19 protein-coding genes and 1 pseudogene are annotated in these 13,447 nt (G+C 34.5%); 11 read left to right on the forward strand and 9 right to left on the reverse strand.

Annotated features, from left to right (window positions below; translation table 11 throughout):
• Position 1: 1 nt before the first annotated feature.
• Both KVT11_RS01875 and KVT11_RS01880 read right to left on the reverse strand, forming a co-directional pair.
• Positions 2–370, reverse strand: a complete 369-nt coding sequence (locus KVT11_RS01875) for a hypothetical protein (RefSeq protein WP_052730106.1) — start codon at positions 368–370, stop codon at positions 2–4.
• Positions 367–1,215, reverse strand: coding sequence for a ParA family protein (locus tag KVT11_RS01880; protein WP_046343286.1), 849 nt, complete (start codon positions 1,213–1,215; stop codon positions 367–369). Before KVT11_RS01880 ends, KVT11_RS01875 begins: the two co-directional genes overlap by 4 nt.
• Positions 1,216–1,471: 256 nt before the next feature.
• Here KVT11_RS01880 and KVT11_RS01885 point away from each other — a divergent pair, with 256 nt between their 5' ends.
• Both KVT11_RS01885 and KVT11_RS01890 read left to right on the forward strand, forming a co-directional pair.
• Complete coding sequence (locus KVT11_RS01885) at positions 1,472–2,203, forward strand: hypothetical protein (protein ID WP_046343288.1); 732 nt, start codon at positions 1,472–1,474, stop codon at positions 2,201–2,203.
• Between the two features lie 18 nt (positions 2,204–2,221).
• Positions 2,222–2,854, forward strand: a complete 633-nt coding sequence (locus tag KVT11_RS01890; protein ID WP_046343290.1) for a hypothetical protein — start codon at positions 2,222–2,224, stop codon at positions 2,852–2,854.
• Positions 2,855–2,936: 82 nt separating this feature from the next.
• Here the strand turns inward: KVT11_RS01890 and KVT11_RS01895 are convergent, their stop codons facing one another.
• On the reverse strand, positions 2,937–3,125 hold the full coding sequence (locus KVT11_RS01895) for a BlaI/MecI/CopY family transcriptional regulator (protein WP_046343292.1): 189 nt from the start codon (positions 3,123–3,125) through the stop codon (positions 2,937–2,939).
• Positions 3,126–3,205: 80 nt separating this feature from the next.
• Here KVT11_RS01895 and KVT11_RS01900 point away from each other — a divergent pair, with 80 nt between their 5' ends.
• Entirely contained in the window at positions 3,206–4,051 is an 846-nt protein-coding gene (locus KVT11_RS01900) for an SMI1/KNR4 family protein (protein ID WP_210552387.1), read from the forward strand.
• A 92-nt stretch (positions 4,052–4,143) separates the two neighbouring features.
• On the opposite strand, the gene KVT11_RS01905 is transcribed toward KVT11_RS01900, so the two are convergent.
• Positions 4,144–4,722, reverse strand: coding sequence for a hypothetical protein (locus tag KVT11_RS01905; protein WP_025092930.1), 579 nt, complete (start codon positions 4,720–4,722; stop codon positions 4,144–4,146).
• 255 nt (positions 4,723–4,977) lie between these two features.
• On the opposite strand from KVT11_RS01905, the gene KVT11_RS01910 reads away from it, so the two are divergent.
• Positions 4,978–5,157 (forward strand): hypothetical protein, encoded by a 180-nt coding sequence (locus tag KVT11_RS01910; protein ID WP_046343297.1) that lies wholly within the window; start codon positions 4,978–4,980, stop codon positions 5,155–5,157.
• Between the two features lie 387 nt (positions 5,158–5,544).
• Here KVT11_RS01910 and KVT11_RS01915 read toward each other — a convergent pair whose 3' ends face one another.
• Positions 5,545–6,009 carry a tyrosine-type recombinase/integrase gene (locus tag KVT11_RS01915; RefSeq protein WP_057079688.1) on the reverse strand — a complete coding sequence of 155 codons (465 nt, stop codon included), beginning with the start codon at positions 6,007–6,009 and terminating at the stop codon, positions 5,545–5,547.
• 209 nt (positions 6,010–6,218) lie between these two features.
• Between KVT11_RS01915 and KVT11_RS01920 the strand changes: the two genes are divergently transcribed.
• Together KVT11_RS01920 and KVT11_RS20980 are read left to right on the forward strand one after the other, a co-directional pair.
• On the forward strand, positions 6,219–6,554 hold the full coding sequence (locus KVT11_RS01920; RefSeq protein WP_052463391.1) for a YopX family protein: 336 nt from the start codon (positions 6,219–6,221) through the stop codon (positions 6,552–6,554).
• On the forward strand, positions 6,551–7,033 hold the full coding sequence (locus tag KVT11_RS20980) for a hypothetical protein (protein WP_164071264.1): 483 nt from the start codon (positions 6,551–6,553) through the stop codon (positions 7,031–7,033). The genes KVT11_RS01920 and KVT11_RS20980 overlap by 4 nt, the downstream gene beginning before the upstream one ends.
• Before the next feature lie 39 nt (positions 7,034–7,072).
• Here KVT11_RS20980 and KVT11_RS01935 read toward each other — a convergent pair whose 3' ends face one another.
• The gene (locus tag KVT11_RS01935) at positions 7,073–7,345 is read right to left on the reverse strand and encodes a hypothetical protein (protein ID WP_041092020.1); all 273 of its coding nucleotides are present in this window, start codon (positions 7,343–7,345) and stop codon (positions 7,073–7,075) included.
• A 121-nt stretch (positions 7,346–7,466) separates the two neighbouring features.
• On the opposite strand from KVT11_RS01935, the gene KVT11_RS01940 reads away from it, so the two are divergent.
• Positions 7,467–7,697: a hypothetical protein gene (locus tag KVT11_RS01940; protein ID WP_230677050.1), complete on the forward strand. Its 231-nt coding sequence runs from the start codon at positions 7,467–7,469 to the stop codon at positions 7,695–7,697.
• A gap of 121 nt (positions 7,698–7,818) precedes the next feature.
• Positions 7,819–8,501, forward strand: a pseudogene (locus tag KVT11_RS01945) (PBSX family phage terminase large subunit); the annotation flags it as partial.
• A gap of 168 nt (positions 8,502–8,669) precedes the next feature.
• Here the strand turns inward: KVT11_RS01945 and KVT11_RS01950 are convergent.
• The gene (locus KVT11_RS01950) at positions 8,670–8,993 is read right to left on the reverse strand and encodes a hypothetical protein (RefSeq protein ID WP_008348386.1); all 324 of its coding nucleotides are present in this window, start codon (positions 8,991–8,993) and stop codon (positions 8,670–8,672) included.
• Positions 8,994–9,014: 21 nt separating this feature from the next.
• Positions 9,015–9,560 (reverse strand): hypothetical protein, encoded by a 546-nt coding sequence (locus KVT11_RS01955; protein WP_048003224.1) that lies wholly within the window; start codon positions 9,558–9,560, stop codon positions 9,015–9,017.
• Positions 9,561–10,664: 1,104 nt separating this feature from the next.
• Here KVT11_RS01955 and KVT11_RS01960 point away from each other — a divergent pair.
• The 3 genes from KVT11_RS01960 (at position 10,665) to KVT11_RS01970 (ending at position 12,096) form a co-directional block, all read left to right on the forward strand.
• Positions 10,665–11,207: a hypothetical protein gene (locus tag KVT11_RS01960; RefSeq protein ID WP_052746859.1), complete on the forward strand. Its 543-nt coding sequence runs from the start codon at positions 10,665–10,667 to the stop codon at positions 11,205–11,207.
• A 106-nt stretch (positions 11,208–11,313) separates the two neighbouring features.
• Positions 11,314–11,853, forward strand: coding sequence for a superinfection exclusion B family protein (locus KVT11_RS01965; protein WP_048003225.1), 540 nt, complete (start codon positions 11,314–11,316; stop codon positions 11,851–11,853).
• Positions 11,854–11,871: 18 nt separating this feature from the next.
• Positions 11,872–12,096, forward strand: a complete 225-nt coding sequence (locus tag KVT11_RS01970; protein ID WP_017359644.1) for a hypothetical protein — start codon at positions 11,872–11,874, stop codon at positions 12,094–12,096.
• A 389-nt stretch (positions 12,097–12,485) separates the two neighbouring features.
• Here KVT11_RS01970 and KVT11_RS01975 read toward each other — a convergent pair whose 3' ends face one another.
• A complete protein-coding gene (locus KVT11_RS01975) occupies positions 12,486–13,430 on the reverse strand; it encodes an acetyl-CoA carboxylase carboxyltransferase subunit alpha (protein WP_017359642.1) in 945 nt (314 codons plus the stop codon).
• Positions 13,431–13,447 lie beyond the last annotated feature (17 nt).

Genomic DNA, 13,447 nt, shown 5'->3' on the forward strand with positions numbered 1-13,447 from the left:
ATCAAAGTCCTTCTAACCATTTCTTCATTTTTTCATTAGCAGTGTTTCTTTTTGAAGATTTAACTTTATCCGATTCCTCATCGGATTTAAAGTAATCCAGGATTTTTAATTTAATTTTATGTATTTCTTCTTCATTTAATTTTACGAGTGTTCTTGATACTCTAGCTGCAATTAAAGTTCGTGATTTCATAACGTAAGGGAGAAACTGTAAATCGAACACTTTAACAAGAAAATTTTTAAGGTCTTCGTTTTTTTTGAAAATTTCTTTTGAATAAATTAGAGCTATGCTTATTCCTAAGACTTCTATAGAATCAACGGATTCATATAAAAGCCTGTTGAGGTATTTATCCATTTGTAATTGAGAGCTCATTCAGTCTCTCTCCCCTCTATTTTCGTAAGAAATTCAATACATATGTTTTTAATGTCATCTTCAGACTTCTTATAACGAGATGCAATATTACCTTGATATCCAACAGTTAGATCATTTACCAGATGTGTAAAGGAATCAAAAAGATCAATTTCTTTAACAATATCGGAAGACTCAAAGGTTTCTCTTAGTTTCTGAACTTTTTGCCTGTTCATATTATCTACCATAGTGTATACAATTCCGAGCGGATGAAGGTTTAAGTCTTCATCGAATTTAAGTCGGTCGATAACCTGTTTTAATAATTTTATTCCTAATATAGAGTACCGGTCTATTCTGTTAGGGACAATATAAAAATCTGAAGCCTTAAGAGCGGCATCTGTGTAAAATGAAATTGTCGGTGGGCAATCTATAAAAATATAGTCATACTCTTCTTTTAAAGCAAAATCTTTAATGAATTTTTTAATTCGCCTAGATTTTGATCCATCATTTTGATTATCATCAAATATCAAGTCAATATTACCACAAATAAGGTGGATGTTTGGATAGTCATTGCTGCTTATTATAATTTCAGATGGTTCAGGGAAAGCAAGTTTGTGACTTATTGTTTCTTGTGTTTGAAAAAGCTTTCTAATAGATTTATTATGTCTGTATTCATTCATGTATTCATCTTCGAGATTTAATAAATCTAATAAAGTTTGAGTGGTGTTAAACTGCGGATCAACATCGATAAATAAGATTTTTTTATCCATATAATTAGCTAAATACTCTCCCATACCTATGCAGAGGGTTGTTTTACCTACTCCACCTTTCATATTGATGAAGGAAATCACTTTACCCATTTTACTCATGATTGATACCCCATTTTTTGTATTTTTTAATTACTTATATCACATATAGAATGTCGAATACTTGAAAATAATGTCGAATAATATTAAAAAATGTATTTTATTTGATCTGAATATATTATTTGGTAATTTATGCGGGCTATAAAAACAGCATTAAAAATCTTAAAATTACCTTAAATATCCTATAAAGTATTTATTTGAATTTGAAGAGACACTATACTAAAGTTTCTTCAAATTACATAAATAGGAGGATTATTAGGTGAAAATCACTAACAAGTTTTTGAGTTTGCTATTAATATTTTCATTGTTTGTAGGTGCTGCAGGTTTTATTCCCCAAGTTAATGCAGTGGGTCAAGACGAAGATGAAGCATATCTAGAAGATAATAGCGTACTGATTGAGGAAGATAATGAATCAGATGCGTATGAAGAGCTTGAAGAACTTATGATGGACGAAGACTCTGTGGAGATTTCTAGTTCAAATAAAAGTCCAGTAATAACAACGTTCATGAATAAAGATATGGGAGGAGGAAACGGCTATCCTGCCGGTGGAGGAGGCATAGGTATAGGTAAAGTTAGACCAACTCCAAAACCTAAACCAACTCCAAGATCTAAGCTTCCTGCTAAAGGTTTTAAATCTGGTGCAGCAGGTGAAAAATTCCTAAATGATTATGTAGGTGGAATTGGGCATAAGGTTTATAAAAATGTTCGAGTATATGATCATAAAAAAGGAAAATGGGTAAAAGAAAAAAGAATTGTGGACGCTTATGTTCCAAAGACGAGAGTGGCACATGAATCAAAAGTTGGTTACACAAGCCTATCGAATTTTGTTAGAAAACAGATTGATAAAGATGCAGCTTTAAGAAAGGCTGGTCAAGTGGATGGAGTGAAGTGGCACTTTTTTAAAAGTGCTAAAACTGGTAAAATAGGAGCGACTAAAAATTTAAGAGAATATTTAAAGAAAAAGAAAGTTCCTTATCAATATCATGACTAATGTTTTGGAGGCTATTAAATGGATTACCCTCTAATGGAACCACCTTTCGAAGTGGGATCACACGAATTACTTTCTAAAAAAAAGGCGCAAATTCTTTTTGATTGGTTTATTGATGAAATACCCCAAAGGATATCTGTTTTAGAAGAATTTACGAATGGCGAAGTGGATTTTAATTATACACCGGAATCTTTAATTGAGGTATATAGCTGGTACTTATCTCAAATTGAAATATATGAGTTATCAGAAGAAGATATTGGTAGAGAACTGGAAAGTTTAAGTCAATATCCTGACTTTATTTATCAAGATGAAAAAGAACGATTACTAGCTAATCCTGTTGAAATTGGAAAAGTTGATTATGCGATAGCAATGGATATCGGTATATATTATGGGGAAACCATTAGGAGAAACTATCCGCAAGTGAAGTGGACGTACTTTACTAAGCCTAAATCACATCCCTTTTTAAATAAGCCAGTATTATATTTTAATGATGCTGATGATGACATGATATCTTATGAAAGAGAACCAATTGATATGATGTTTGTTCTTAATCAAAGAATAAAAAGAGGAGAGATTACAGATCACAGTCTGTATGAACTTTATCAATACGATGTGAATGAAATTCTGGGCATCTTTGAGGATCCTGAAGATTAAGATAAAGGGGCAACTTCTGACTTGGAAGTTGCTCTTTTTAGTGTATCAGACATTTGGATACAGAAAGGATGGTTAATTGATATTAAAACCGCCATTCTCTTTTCTCTTTATCCCATTTCAATTCTTCTTTTCCCAGAAGTTTTTTGACTGCTTGCCTAACAGTCTTTTCGTCTTTACCTGTTTTTCTTTTCAGATCATCAATTGTTGGATTCTTACGGAAGCGACTCATATTATAAATAATTCGATAAATCTTTCTCTCGAGATCAGACATATAATCACCACCAAAAACAGTTTGTTAGAATATATGTTCGTAAATAAGTTTTGTTAAATGACACTAGGAGGAAATAAACTTTGAAATCTTTTTGGGAAATAGACGATGAAGGTTACTATACGTTAAAAAAGATCACTGCAGAAGAAGTAGCTAAGGCTGAAGATAAACTTGGGGTCACTTTGCCAGATACATATAAAAAGCTCATATTAGAACAGAATGGTGGTTATACAGTTCATAATGCTTTTCCAACGACTCACTCTAATTCATGGGTTGAGGATCACATTCAATTTAATCACCTGCTGGGAATTGCTGAAGATGAAGGTATTATGGATAGTGCCTATTTGATAAAAGAGTGGGAGCTGCCAGAAGGGCTTGTTTTGATTAACGGGGATGGCCATACTTGGGTAGCAATGGATTATAGAAAAACGAAAGAGAATCCTGCAATTCATTATTTTGATGTTGAGATGGAAGAAGACTTTAAATTAGCAGATTCCTTTGATGAATTCATTCAGGGGCTTTATACAGTTAAGTACACTGTTGATGAGGAAGCAGAAGCAGCAGAGGGTGAATATGAACTTTCTGAAGTTCATTTAAGCAAAGAAGAACTTGAAGCCATATTTGAATTGGACGTCCTTGATGAAGGTAATCTGTATAAAATTCAGTATTACCCGATGGTTGATTTGAAAGAAATTGAATGGTTTTTTAAAAAGATGCAATATCACATTGAAAATACAAAAGATGAAGATGCGCTTTATCAAGTAGCTGATACGATTCTCTGCATTTTCTTATTAAATCAAAATATGCCGATCAACGAAAAAATTAGTGAGATTCTTCATCAAATAGCTAAATTTTTAGAAAAGAATGATGACCCACTGCTAGTGAATCTAGGAGAAAATATTGCGATTGGAACAGAACTTCTATCTTAATAGAGCGATTCTAAGTTTTCCTTTCTAGAGAAATTATCGGGAATGGCTAAAGAAGCAGTTGCTAAATTTAAATAAAGAGTGGCTCTTTAAAGCTACTCTTTAATTTCTTCTTCTTTGTTATCCAGGAAGGGTGTAATATAATCAACATAGAAATATTCTCTGTGCTCTTTTCCGTAAATATCAATTAAGCTTACTCCGAATTTAACTCCTCTCTTTCCATTAAGAGGATTAAAGTACTTAACATCATTATTAAAAAGAAACTCACTATTCGAATCTCTTGTTATCAAAAGTGTTAATTTTAAAGGAACAATAGATCCTGCGGATAAATCAAACGCACTATGTTCTGCGGTTACTCCATTAATATTTATTTTAGTTATATCAAAAAGACTAAAGTGATCAGATTCGTAGAAAATAAATACAGACTGGATAGCTGTAGGTGCTTTCCCTATATTGAAAACATTTATAGAAATAGTCGTTTCGATATGATCTGCATATGAGCGGTTCTCACATTGTTCTTTCCCCCACTTGTCTAGTTTGAAGTATACATGCAAATTAGGCTGGCTAACTCCTATTTTAATTTTTGCTTTATTTTGTATTGCTTCTTTGAACCAGGCTAGTAAAAACCCAAGTAAAACGCCTAATATTGGAAGGAATACCTTTATATCTTCCATATGTAAAATCCCCCTTTATAAATATCCTTATATTTATCGGCATCCATAAGGAATCTTTAATCACAGAGGGGCTGAGTTTTTCGATGGGAACAAATGTTTGATTAACTGTTTTGTTTTCGTTATAATAAGAATAAGATTGACCCTTCATGAACCTGGCTGACATTCAGTCAGGTCTTTTTTATATCTACTTGTGAACTCGTTTTCTTTTATATAGGGACAGTCAATGCTGCGTAATCTTGCAGGAGGTGATTTGAGATGGAAGTCAAAATCATTGAAGGCCCAAATGTTGATAAGCGTCTTAATGATTGTTACCACTATTTGATTAAGTGGTGGAGAAAGGAGTTGAAACGTGATAATAATTTACACGAGGGAATTTCTCAAGGTGTAACCAATAAAAGGGCAGAGGATGAACAGCACGATGAAAGCAAAAGCTGAACTACAAAGTTATGTGTAGATAAAGGTTTCTCATTAGATAAATTAAATTAAAAACAGACCTTTAAGGGTCTGTTTTTTATGGGGACGGATTGGGGACGAACCCTTTCAGTTTTCTTCAGAAATGCACATTTTTTATCAGAAAGGCTCATCATAGAACCTTATTAAATCAGTCTTTTTCAGGGAAGGTCTGTTTGCTTCGGATGAGGTCATTCACCTTGACAGGGTAGAGGTCGCTGGTTCGAGCCCAGTCGGAATCATCGTTGAAACCCTTGCCTAGCAAGGGTTTTTTTGTTTTTATCTTTCCACATAAAACAAAGATTTCGACTTGTGGGGCCATTCTTTCAAAAAAAGTTATGAAATTGATCAAATGGTCTATTAATATTTAAATTAATTTGCGGTTTCGCTACGAGCTGTTTTAAACACATCGAATTTATCAGCTGCATCTTTATCAACTTTTTCTGTTACATGACTATATGTGTCAGAAAGAACTTTAAGGCTTTCATGACCACTTCTTTTTTGGATGGCTTTCATTTGAGCACCAGCTTCAATAAGAAGAGTAACCATTGTATGCCTTAGATCATGAAGTCTTATTTCTTTTATCTCAGCTTTTTTTCTAAACTTATCCCATCGAGCGGTTGGAGTTGTATAGTAAAATGGTTTTCCGCTGCCGTTGTGGAATAAAAATTCAAATGTACCGCCTTCCCAATCTTCACCAACTTTCATTTTTTCTTTCCTCCACCACAAATAATATTTCTGTAAATCTTCCATATACCATTCAGGCATTGAAACGAAACGACTTTTTTTGTTTTTAGTGGCTTTTATATACGCTTCTCCATTTTTAGTCTTGGACAAACTGCGGCTTATATTCTATCCTCCTTTATCCCAATCAACGTCTTTCCATTCTAAAGCCAGACCCTCACCTCTTCTTGTACCGGCAATTAACGTTGTTAAAAAGTAGAAATGCACAAAGCAGCTTCTTCTGAATCAAAAAATCCCATCTCTTTTTTTCGATTTTTGGTGGTTTTAGTCCTTTCATAGGGTTCTCAGGAAGGATACAACGAATGTTCTACAATGTCCAATCAGGTATTTATATGGATCCAGATGAATTTGAAAGTTTTAACGACATACTCGGGTTAGCACGTTATAAAGTGATGCAGTTCACAGGATTGAAGGATTGTAACGGCGTTGAGATTTATGAGGGGGATTTCGTAAAAATCATCTCAGCCTACAATGGACAAGAGATCATAGCAACAGTTAGATATGAAAATTCTCTTGCGTCATTTGTGTTTGAAACAGGAGAAGATCAAGGGTATTCGAGAATTGATGCAAGTTTTAAAGGGATCGAAGTCATCGGGAACATCTATCAAAATTCTGATCTATTGGAGGAAACACAATGAACGAAAACAACCTGATCATTACAAAAGTGATTGAAAAACTACATCGCCAGCAGGAAAAAGGCCTGCAAAAGTACGGGGTTGAGGTTGAAACCTCATCCCACGACTTAAAAGGATGGTTGCGACATGCGCAGGAAGAAGCAATTGATTTTGCGACATACCTTGAAACGGCCATTCAGTTGCTGGAAGAACAGGTTAATAGTAAAGACGAGGAAATGAAGTTTTATGAGGTAAACGAGCCGTATTACGCACTGATCAAAGCGAAAAACGATGAAAATGCTATGACAATCTATACTGATGTTGTCGCTGATGATGATGGCGGATTATCAGAAGAAATAACCGAAGTTACAGAAGCATATGCAACAATCATATACAGCCGAGTAAATGGAGAGGACAACAATGTGATCCCGGTCAAAGAAGTGCTTGAGCATTTAACAAGTGAAGAAGAAATGGTGCTGATTATTGATGGCAGCTTGATATAAATAAAAAAGAGAGAGTTTTCCCTCTTTTAAAAGTAATATTCACGTCAATGTCGAGTACCAGCAACGCTCATATGCGCCATACCAAATACCTGAGTAAGTTTGCGCACCTTTTAGATACCAATTATAGGTGCCGTCGTTATAAATTGCTGGTATTGCATTTCTTGAAGAGTATGGACCAAATATTTCAGAAGTACAATGCTTCCATGTTTCGTTAGGAGTAGCAGCGTCTGCTTGTGCAGTAAAAAAAGCAGATGAAGAAAATAGCAAAGCGAGTGATAGAACTGAACTTGCAATTACTTTTCTGATTTGCATGATTGATGCTCCTTTTCATTTGGGATAATAGTTTTACAAGTTTAATAATACTATATATTCAAAAATAAACCATATGAAAATTTATTTAACTTATATGGGAATAAATATCGGGGGTTGTGAAATGAAAAAACTACTAATCACACTAACTATTATTATTGCGGCGGTGCTTTATGCGCCGTCTGTTGCGGCAGTAACAAGCGAATATAAAACAATTGGAGGGCATACAGTCAGCGTGTCGACGGATGCCAATTCATACACGCCGAGAGCCAAAAGTATTGATGTCACGGCACGTAAAACGGGAAATGAGACAGTATACTACCGCTTGACGTTACAAAAGAAGGTGAGCGGCTAATGGAAAGATCAACGGTTTAGTCTCGTTGGATCGTTTAAGACCGCCACGCCTGCAAAAGAGTTTCACACAGTCAATCACACTGCTGGCACGCACCGTACGTAAACGAGCAGGGAATTTTGATTATACGTTCTATTACACTTATAACCCGCCAAAACGTAAGCAAAATTGGGTTAACAAGAAGTATGAAACGTCATTCCCTGCTGGGAACACGTATATTCATCATTCAACATACCTAGACAACCCTCATCTATCAAAAGCGTTTATTAATGAGGCTGAGGAAATAAAAGCCAAAAATGATAAGAAATATAGATGGGAATATCTTGGGGAGGCAATCGGAACTGGCGTTGTTCCATTCGATAACCTTCAAATCAAGAAAGGCATCATAACTGATGATATGGTCCGCTCCTTTGACAATATACGTCAAGGCGTTGACTTTGGTTATGGTCCAGATCCGCTTGCTTTCGTCAGGTGGCACTATGATAAGAAGCGAAGCAAAATATATGCACTTGCTGAATTATATGATCACAAGGTTTCAAATAGAGAGCTGGCGAAGTGGATTAAATCAATAGGCTATGAAAGCAATGAGATTACAGCCGATAGCGCTGAGCCAAAAAGTATAGACGAGCTTAAAAAGGAACACGGCATTAGAAGGGTTTCAGGAGCAAAGAAAGGCCCTGACTCGGTTCAATATGGCGAGGAATGGCTTGGTGATTTAGATGAAATAGTCATTGATCCATTGAGAACATTGATTATCAAACAGATAAAGACGGCAACCTTAAACCACGCCTTGAGGATAAGATTAATTAATTTGTCTTATTGGTCAATATCATCAACAACTACTTTGTAATCTTCAATCTATTCCAATTTCTTTTTTCTTTCATTCACTATAAACACCTCCATGTTCAAGTATTTCTAAAGAGAGGTGCCTATATGTAATTGATGGCAATAAAAAAGACCTTCAAACCAAGGCCATTAATTGAATTTCTTTTTTAATCCATCCATCATATCTGCATCATAAAAAGATTGTAAAAGCTCGTCCACATTAATTTTTTTATCCTTCTTGCTTAGAAATTGATTGATAATCTCTTCATATTCTTCTCTAGTATTTCCTTCAATATCTGAAAGGTTTAATTCTTCACCAAAGTGTCTAATGAACGCTGTCCTTGTTATATCATATGCCTTTTTGTTTTCTTCTTCACAGGTGCAAAATGCTCCTGAGAGAGTAATGAGGAATTGAACGTCTTCATCGTCTAAACCATTTGATTTTTGAAACTGAATGAATTGATTTTGTGACATATATATGTACCATCCTTTTATCTAAAGTATGAGTAAATCAGCAGTGAGAACAATGTATTCAACAACAAGTCCGATTGTATCAGCTACACCTGAGTCTATATGTTTTTTAAGCTCTGCAGAAACAACTTTTCGAGCCCTACTTGCTGCATTTTTTGGAGTATCAATAATTTTTTCTAATTCTTTAATGATCTTGTTTGCATTTTTGACAGTACCATTTACAGCTTCCTTTCCAAAACGTTGCTGTAAAACCCATTTTGCCCAGTCGTTATTCACTAAGCCTTTAATTACTTTGATTGCTGCCTTAATAGCCGCACCCTTAGGGCCATTTGTAGTAGCAAGTGGATCATTGTTAGCATTCTCGATAGCTTTAAATACTTGAAGCAAGTCTTCTTGTTTTTCTAATGGTATATCTCTTAAAGCAAGTTGTTTTTGTAGCTCAGTAGGATTGAAAGTTACTGCCAAATCTTCTTTCTGTTCGATCTTTTCTGCTGCATATGTAGCTGTTGTTGGAATGAAAACAGCTGCTGATATGAGAACTAGCAACATCTTAACAAAAAACTTTTTCATTTGAATACTTCCTTTCTAATCATTTTTCAATAGTGAGGATATCACAGAAAGGAATTAATTTTACATAAATTAGAATAAATGGGCTTTAAATCACATGCTGTTTGTCTTTGTTTAATTCGATGTGTTACTCATTTCTTACATCTTGAAAAGGACATATTTAAGCATGAAAAAACCATCTACACATCAATGTAAGTGGCTACTTGTCTATCTAATTTTTTATTTATTTGATTGAATTCATTCTTTACATCATCAATGAATTCAATAATATTGTATTCAATTTCTTTTTAGATGTAAGGTTAATAGATGAGTTACTATTTGTAACAATCATGAGCACATTAGGGCTATTCCTACTGCTCATGATTGTCATTTCTAGCTGATTAGAAAAGTGTTGGCGCACTATCTAATCTGATGGATTGGTACGCGCCCGTGATACCAGCCCATTCTAACTTAATTTAGTTTGTATTCAATAGGTCGTGCATTTTACGAGGCAAGTAAAGTTTACCTCACCTAACTAAATAGGATTAGTCTATACTCCTAGATCAAGGTGTTGTCTTTAGTGATGCCATTTTTAAGGATAAGACTGTCGTGGAATGTGCTAACACTTTAAACTTAAAAGGATAGTGACTCAGCCGATGCGATAAATGAGGATAGGATACCACTGTGCTTCACTATTTGCACATGTATCTGAAAGGCGAAAGCTGCCATTAAGTGCTGTACGAAGGATGGGTGTATCGTTTCTGACGATGCAGGCCAAGCCACAAGTATCAAAACGCAAAATTGCGTTCAGAGAAACTGTTAGGGACACTTGACACAGTAGGCTTGTTTGGGGAATAACCAACGGCAAATAGGGTGACACATACGGATACCATAAGCTTGATACACTATCAAGATGATCAGTCGCCTGTCTGAGTTTGTTTATTTTTTTTACAAGCAAATTCAGGCAGACAACTTGTCCAGCCGTTGTCCATTGCTTTCAACCTATCAAGCCAAAAAGCAAACGACAAGTCAAGACCAATAGTGAAAGAAAAAGCCTAGTATCTCTACTTATTCGAAAGGTAAATATTGTGATATTATGGAATTACTATGAGAAAAGGGGATTTGTAAATGACTACGGTGTTAGAGCAAAAAATAAACAATTTCACATGTGCTGTTAAGAAAGCTATTCAAGATGAAAATTGGTACGCTGCACTTGCGATAGCTTTAACCTTACCTGATATATGCGGTAAGCTTCAAAATCCTAGCTTAGGATCAACAAAAAGGTATATTGGTTTCTTTAATGATTTTCTTAAGCCTAAATATGTTCATAAAATAGGTGCTTTACAGAGGGAACATGAGTTTTTAAATGGAAATGATATGTATGCTCTAAGGTGTTCATTTTTGCATTCAGGAACTATAGAGATTTCAAATCAACGGATACAAGAAGTTTTAAACAAATTTGTTTTTTTGGCGCCTGATAAGGTTAATGGTCACATTGTTCATATGCATCAACTGGATAAAACACTACAATTGCAAATTGATATGTTCTGCTTAGAGGTAATTGATGGAGTTGAAATATGGATAAAGTCTTTTAAAAATGATGAAGAGATACAATCACGAGCAGATTCAATGATCGATATCATCGACTCTTCCAATGGGGTTAGTATTTAGTGATAATTGTTACTAATTATTACCCAGCTACAAAGAGCAAAATGATAAAATAGTAATGATTAGTATTAAGTGATTATATTAACTTTTGTAAGCAAAGGATGATTATATGAGCACCGAAAAAGAATCAAAAAGTGCGTCATGGGTTAACGACATAATTAAGATGAGTCCAAAATATCTTATTGCATTTATGCTATTTTCTGGAGTGAGTTTGCTTTTAGGTAATAGTCAACTAGGAATAAGTCTGGGTTTGAAAGAATCAATCGATGAATATAAAGTTTATTTAGGTATTGTTTTTTTAGCGTCGAGTTGTTTCTTAATATCTCATTTTATTTATTGGTTATACTCCATTTTGAAATTTAAAATAGAAAACAAAGTACGCAACAAAGAAATGATTAATAGACTTAATAATTTAAATGACTATGAAAAACGAATATTGAGAACCTTTGTATTATATAATGAAAGATCGATTCAACTAGAAATTAATGATGGTACTGTTGCTGAGCTTGAACTTTTGAGAATTCTTTTTAGAAGTGCAAATATTAGCAGTGGTGGAATGATTTTTCCTTATAACTTAAATCCTGTAGCAAGGGATTATTTAACAAAGAATCAAAACCTTCTATCTGATCCAATAGAGCGTACTTTCTAGAAAGGGGGTTGTCAGTAAATGCTCAAATCAAAGTTAGTTGTTTGGACTTTTATCGTTGTGACTGGATTCTATATGCTGGTGAGTATATGGAACATTGCTGTATTTCCAGATAAAACATGGACAGATTACGCAGGACAGATTTTGATTGTAGTTTTTGGAAGTATGGTGAATGGTTTAATCGCTGCATTCTTTATGTACGCAGCAGCTATGTTAGTGAAATATATTAATGGTGATAAAGCTTAAAACAGGTTATAAAAAAGTAATAAAAAAGGTAACATTTTTTTCGGTTTTAAAAAATACGAAGGAACACCAGAGGATCTCAGTGATACTCACAGGATGTCATATACCTACCTTGACAGGGGAGAGGTCGCTGGTTCGAGCCCAGTCGGAATCATCGTTGAAACCCTTGCCTAGCAAGGGTTTTTTGTTTTTTTCTTTTGGTTGGGGGCGAATTGGGGACGAACTTTATCCACCAGATTGTTTCTCAGTATTTTTAGAATCAAAAAATCCCTTTTCCATACCGATCACACACTTTTAATAGTATCAGCATATCCAGTTTAAGAGGTTACTTACAAAATATTTAGAACTTTTTAGTAAGAATCCTCAGAAATGTAATACGGTTTTAAGTATTTTCATTTATAATTCTCTATTTGTCTATACTTTTCATATCGCTGTTGTATAAGCTCTTCCGAGGATAATCGTATCAATTTTTTAAGAGATGATTCGATTGCAGATTCAATCAATTTTGCCTGTGATTTTATATCATTTTGTGCTCCACCCTTAATTTCAGGAATAATTTCATCAATAATTCCTAAATGCTTTAAATCTTTTGCTGAAATTTTCATGTGTTTAGCAGCTTCTGGAGCATACTTAGCATCCTTCCATAGGATAGAGGCTGCTCCTTCTGGCGAAATGACTGAGTACCATGAATACTCTAACATATGGATATGGTTACCGACACTAATACCAAGAGCTCCACCACTTGATGCCTCTCCAATTACAATACAAACAATTGGCACTTTAAGTGTAGCCATTTCCAATAGATTTCGAGCTATCGCTTCAGAAATTCCACGTTCTTCAGACCCTTTGCCTGGATAGGCGCCAATTGTATCAATAAATGTAATAATAGGGCGATTAAATTTATCAGCTTGTTTCATCAGTCTTAGCGCTTTTCTATAACCTTCTGGATGTGCCATTCCAAAATTTCTTTCTATATTTTCCTTTGTACTTCTCCCTCTTTGATGACCAATAACCGTAACGGGCATCCCTTTAAATTTTGCAATACCACCTATCATTGCTTGATCATCACCATATAATCGATCACCATGAAGTTCGAAAAAGTTTGTAAACAATAAAGGTATATAATCCAATGTCGTGGGCCGGTTACGTAGCCTTGCAATTTGAACTCGTTGAAAAGGTGTAAGATTAGAATAAATTTCATCTTGCATTTTATTTAAACGTTTTTCTAATTCTTGAATTTCTGATGATAAATCTACATTATGTTCTTTCATCATTTTCTTTAATTCATCAAATTTCTCTTTTAGTTCAATAATAGGACGTTCAAAATCCAAACTCATTTTATCCTCCAAAGGGT

Origin of the sequence: Bacillus sp. GbtcB10, assembly GCF_019091365.1 — a bacterium.
Lineage (GTDB): Bacteria > Bacillota > Bacilli > Bacillales > Bacillaceae > Bacillus > Bacillus altitudinis.

What these genes read in the sequence shown, in the direction of transcription:
- KVT11_RS01955 (WP_048003224.1), bottom strand. Translation starts at nt 9,560, where the DNA reads ATGAAAAAGTTTTTTGTTAAGATGTTGCTAGTTCTCATATCAGCAGCT.
- KVT11_RS01875 (WP_052730106.1), bottom strand. Translation starts at nt 370, where the DNA reads ATGAGCTCTCAATTACAAATGGATAAATACCTCAACAGGCTTTTATAT.
- KVT11_RS01940 (WP_230677050.1), top strand. Translation starts at nt 7,467, where the DNA reads ATGAAAAAACTACTAATCACACTAACTATTATTATTGCGGCGGTGCTT.
- KVT11_RS01935 (WP_041092020.1), bottom strand. Translation starts at nt 7,345, where the DNA reads ATGCAAATCAGAAAAGTAATTGCAAGTTCAGTTCTATCACTCGCTTTG.
- KVT11_RS01880 (WP_046343286.1), bottom strand. Translation starts at nt 1,215, where the DNA reads ATGAGTAAAATGGGTAAAGTGATTTCCTTCATCAATATGAAAGGTGGA.
- KVT11_RS01970 (WP_017359644.1), top strand. Translation starts at nt 11,872, where the DNA reads ATGCTCAAATCAAAGTTAGTTGTTTGGACTTTTATCGTTGTGACTGGA.
- KVT11_RS01960 (WP_052746859.1), top strand. Translation starts at nt 10,665, where the DNA reads ATGACTACGGTGTTAGAGCAAAAAATAAACAATTTCACATGTGCTGTT.
- KVT11_RS01965 (WP_048003225.1), top strand. Translation starts at nt 11,314, where the DNA reads ATGAGCACCGAAAAAGAATCAAAAAGTGCGTCATGGGTTAACGACATA.
- KVT11_RS20980 (WP_164071264.1), top strand. Translation starts at nt 6,551, where the DNA reads ATGAACGAAAACAACCTGATCATTACAAAAGTGATTGAAAAACTACAT.
- KVT11_RS01950 (WP_008348386.1), bottom strand. Translation starts at nt 8,993, where the DNA reads ATGTCACAAAATCAATTCATTCAGTTTCAAAAATCAAATGGTTTAGAC.
- KVT11_RS01910 (WP_046343297.1), top strand. Translation starts at nt 4,978, where the DNA reads ATGGAAGTCAAAATCATTGAAGGCCCAAATGTTGATAAGCGTCTTAAT.
- KVT11_RS01975 (WP_017359642.1), bottom strand. Translation starts at nt 13,430, where the DNA reads ATGAGTTTGGATTTTGAACGTCCTATTATTGAACTAAAAGAGAAATTT.
- KVT11_RS01905 (WP_025092930.1), bottom strand. Translation starts at nt 4,722, where the DNA reads ATGGAAGATATAAAGGTATTCCTTCCAATATTAGGCGTTTTACTTGGG.
- KVT11_RS01920 (WP_052463391.1), top strand. Translation starts at nt 6,219, where the DNA reads ATGTTCTACAATGTCCAATCAGGTATTTATATGGATCCAGATGAATTT.
- KVT11_RS01890 (WP_046343290.1), top strand. Translation starts at nt 2,222, where the DNA reads ATGGATTACCCTCTAATGGAACCACCTTTCGAAGTGGGATCACACGAA.
- KVT11_RS01895 (WP_046343292.1), bottom strand. Translation starts at nt 3,125, where the DNA reads ATGTCTGATCTCGAGAGAAAGATTTATCGAATTATTTATAATATGAGT.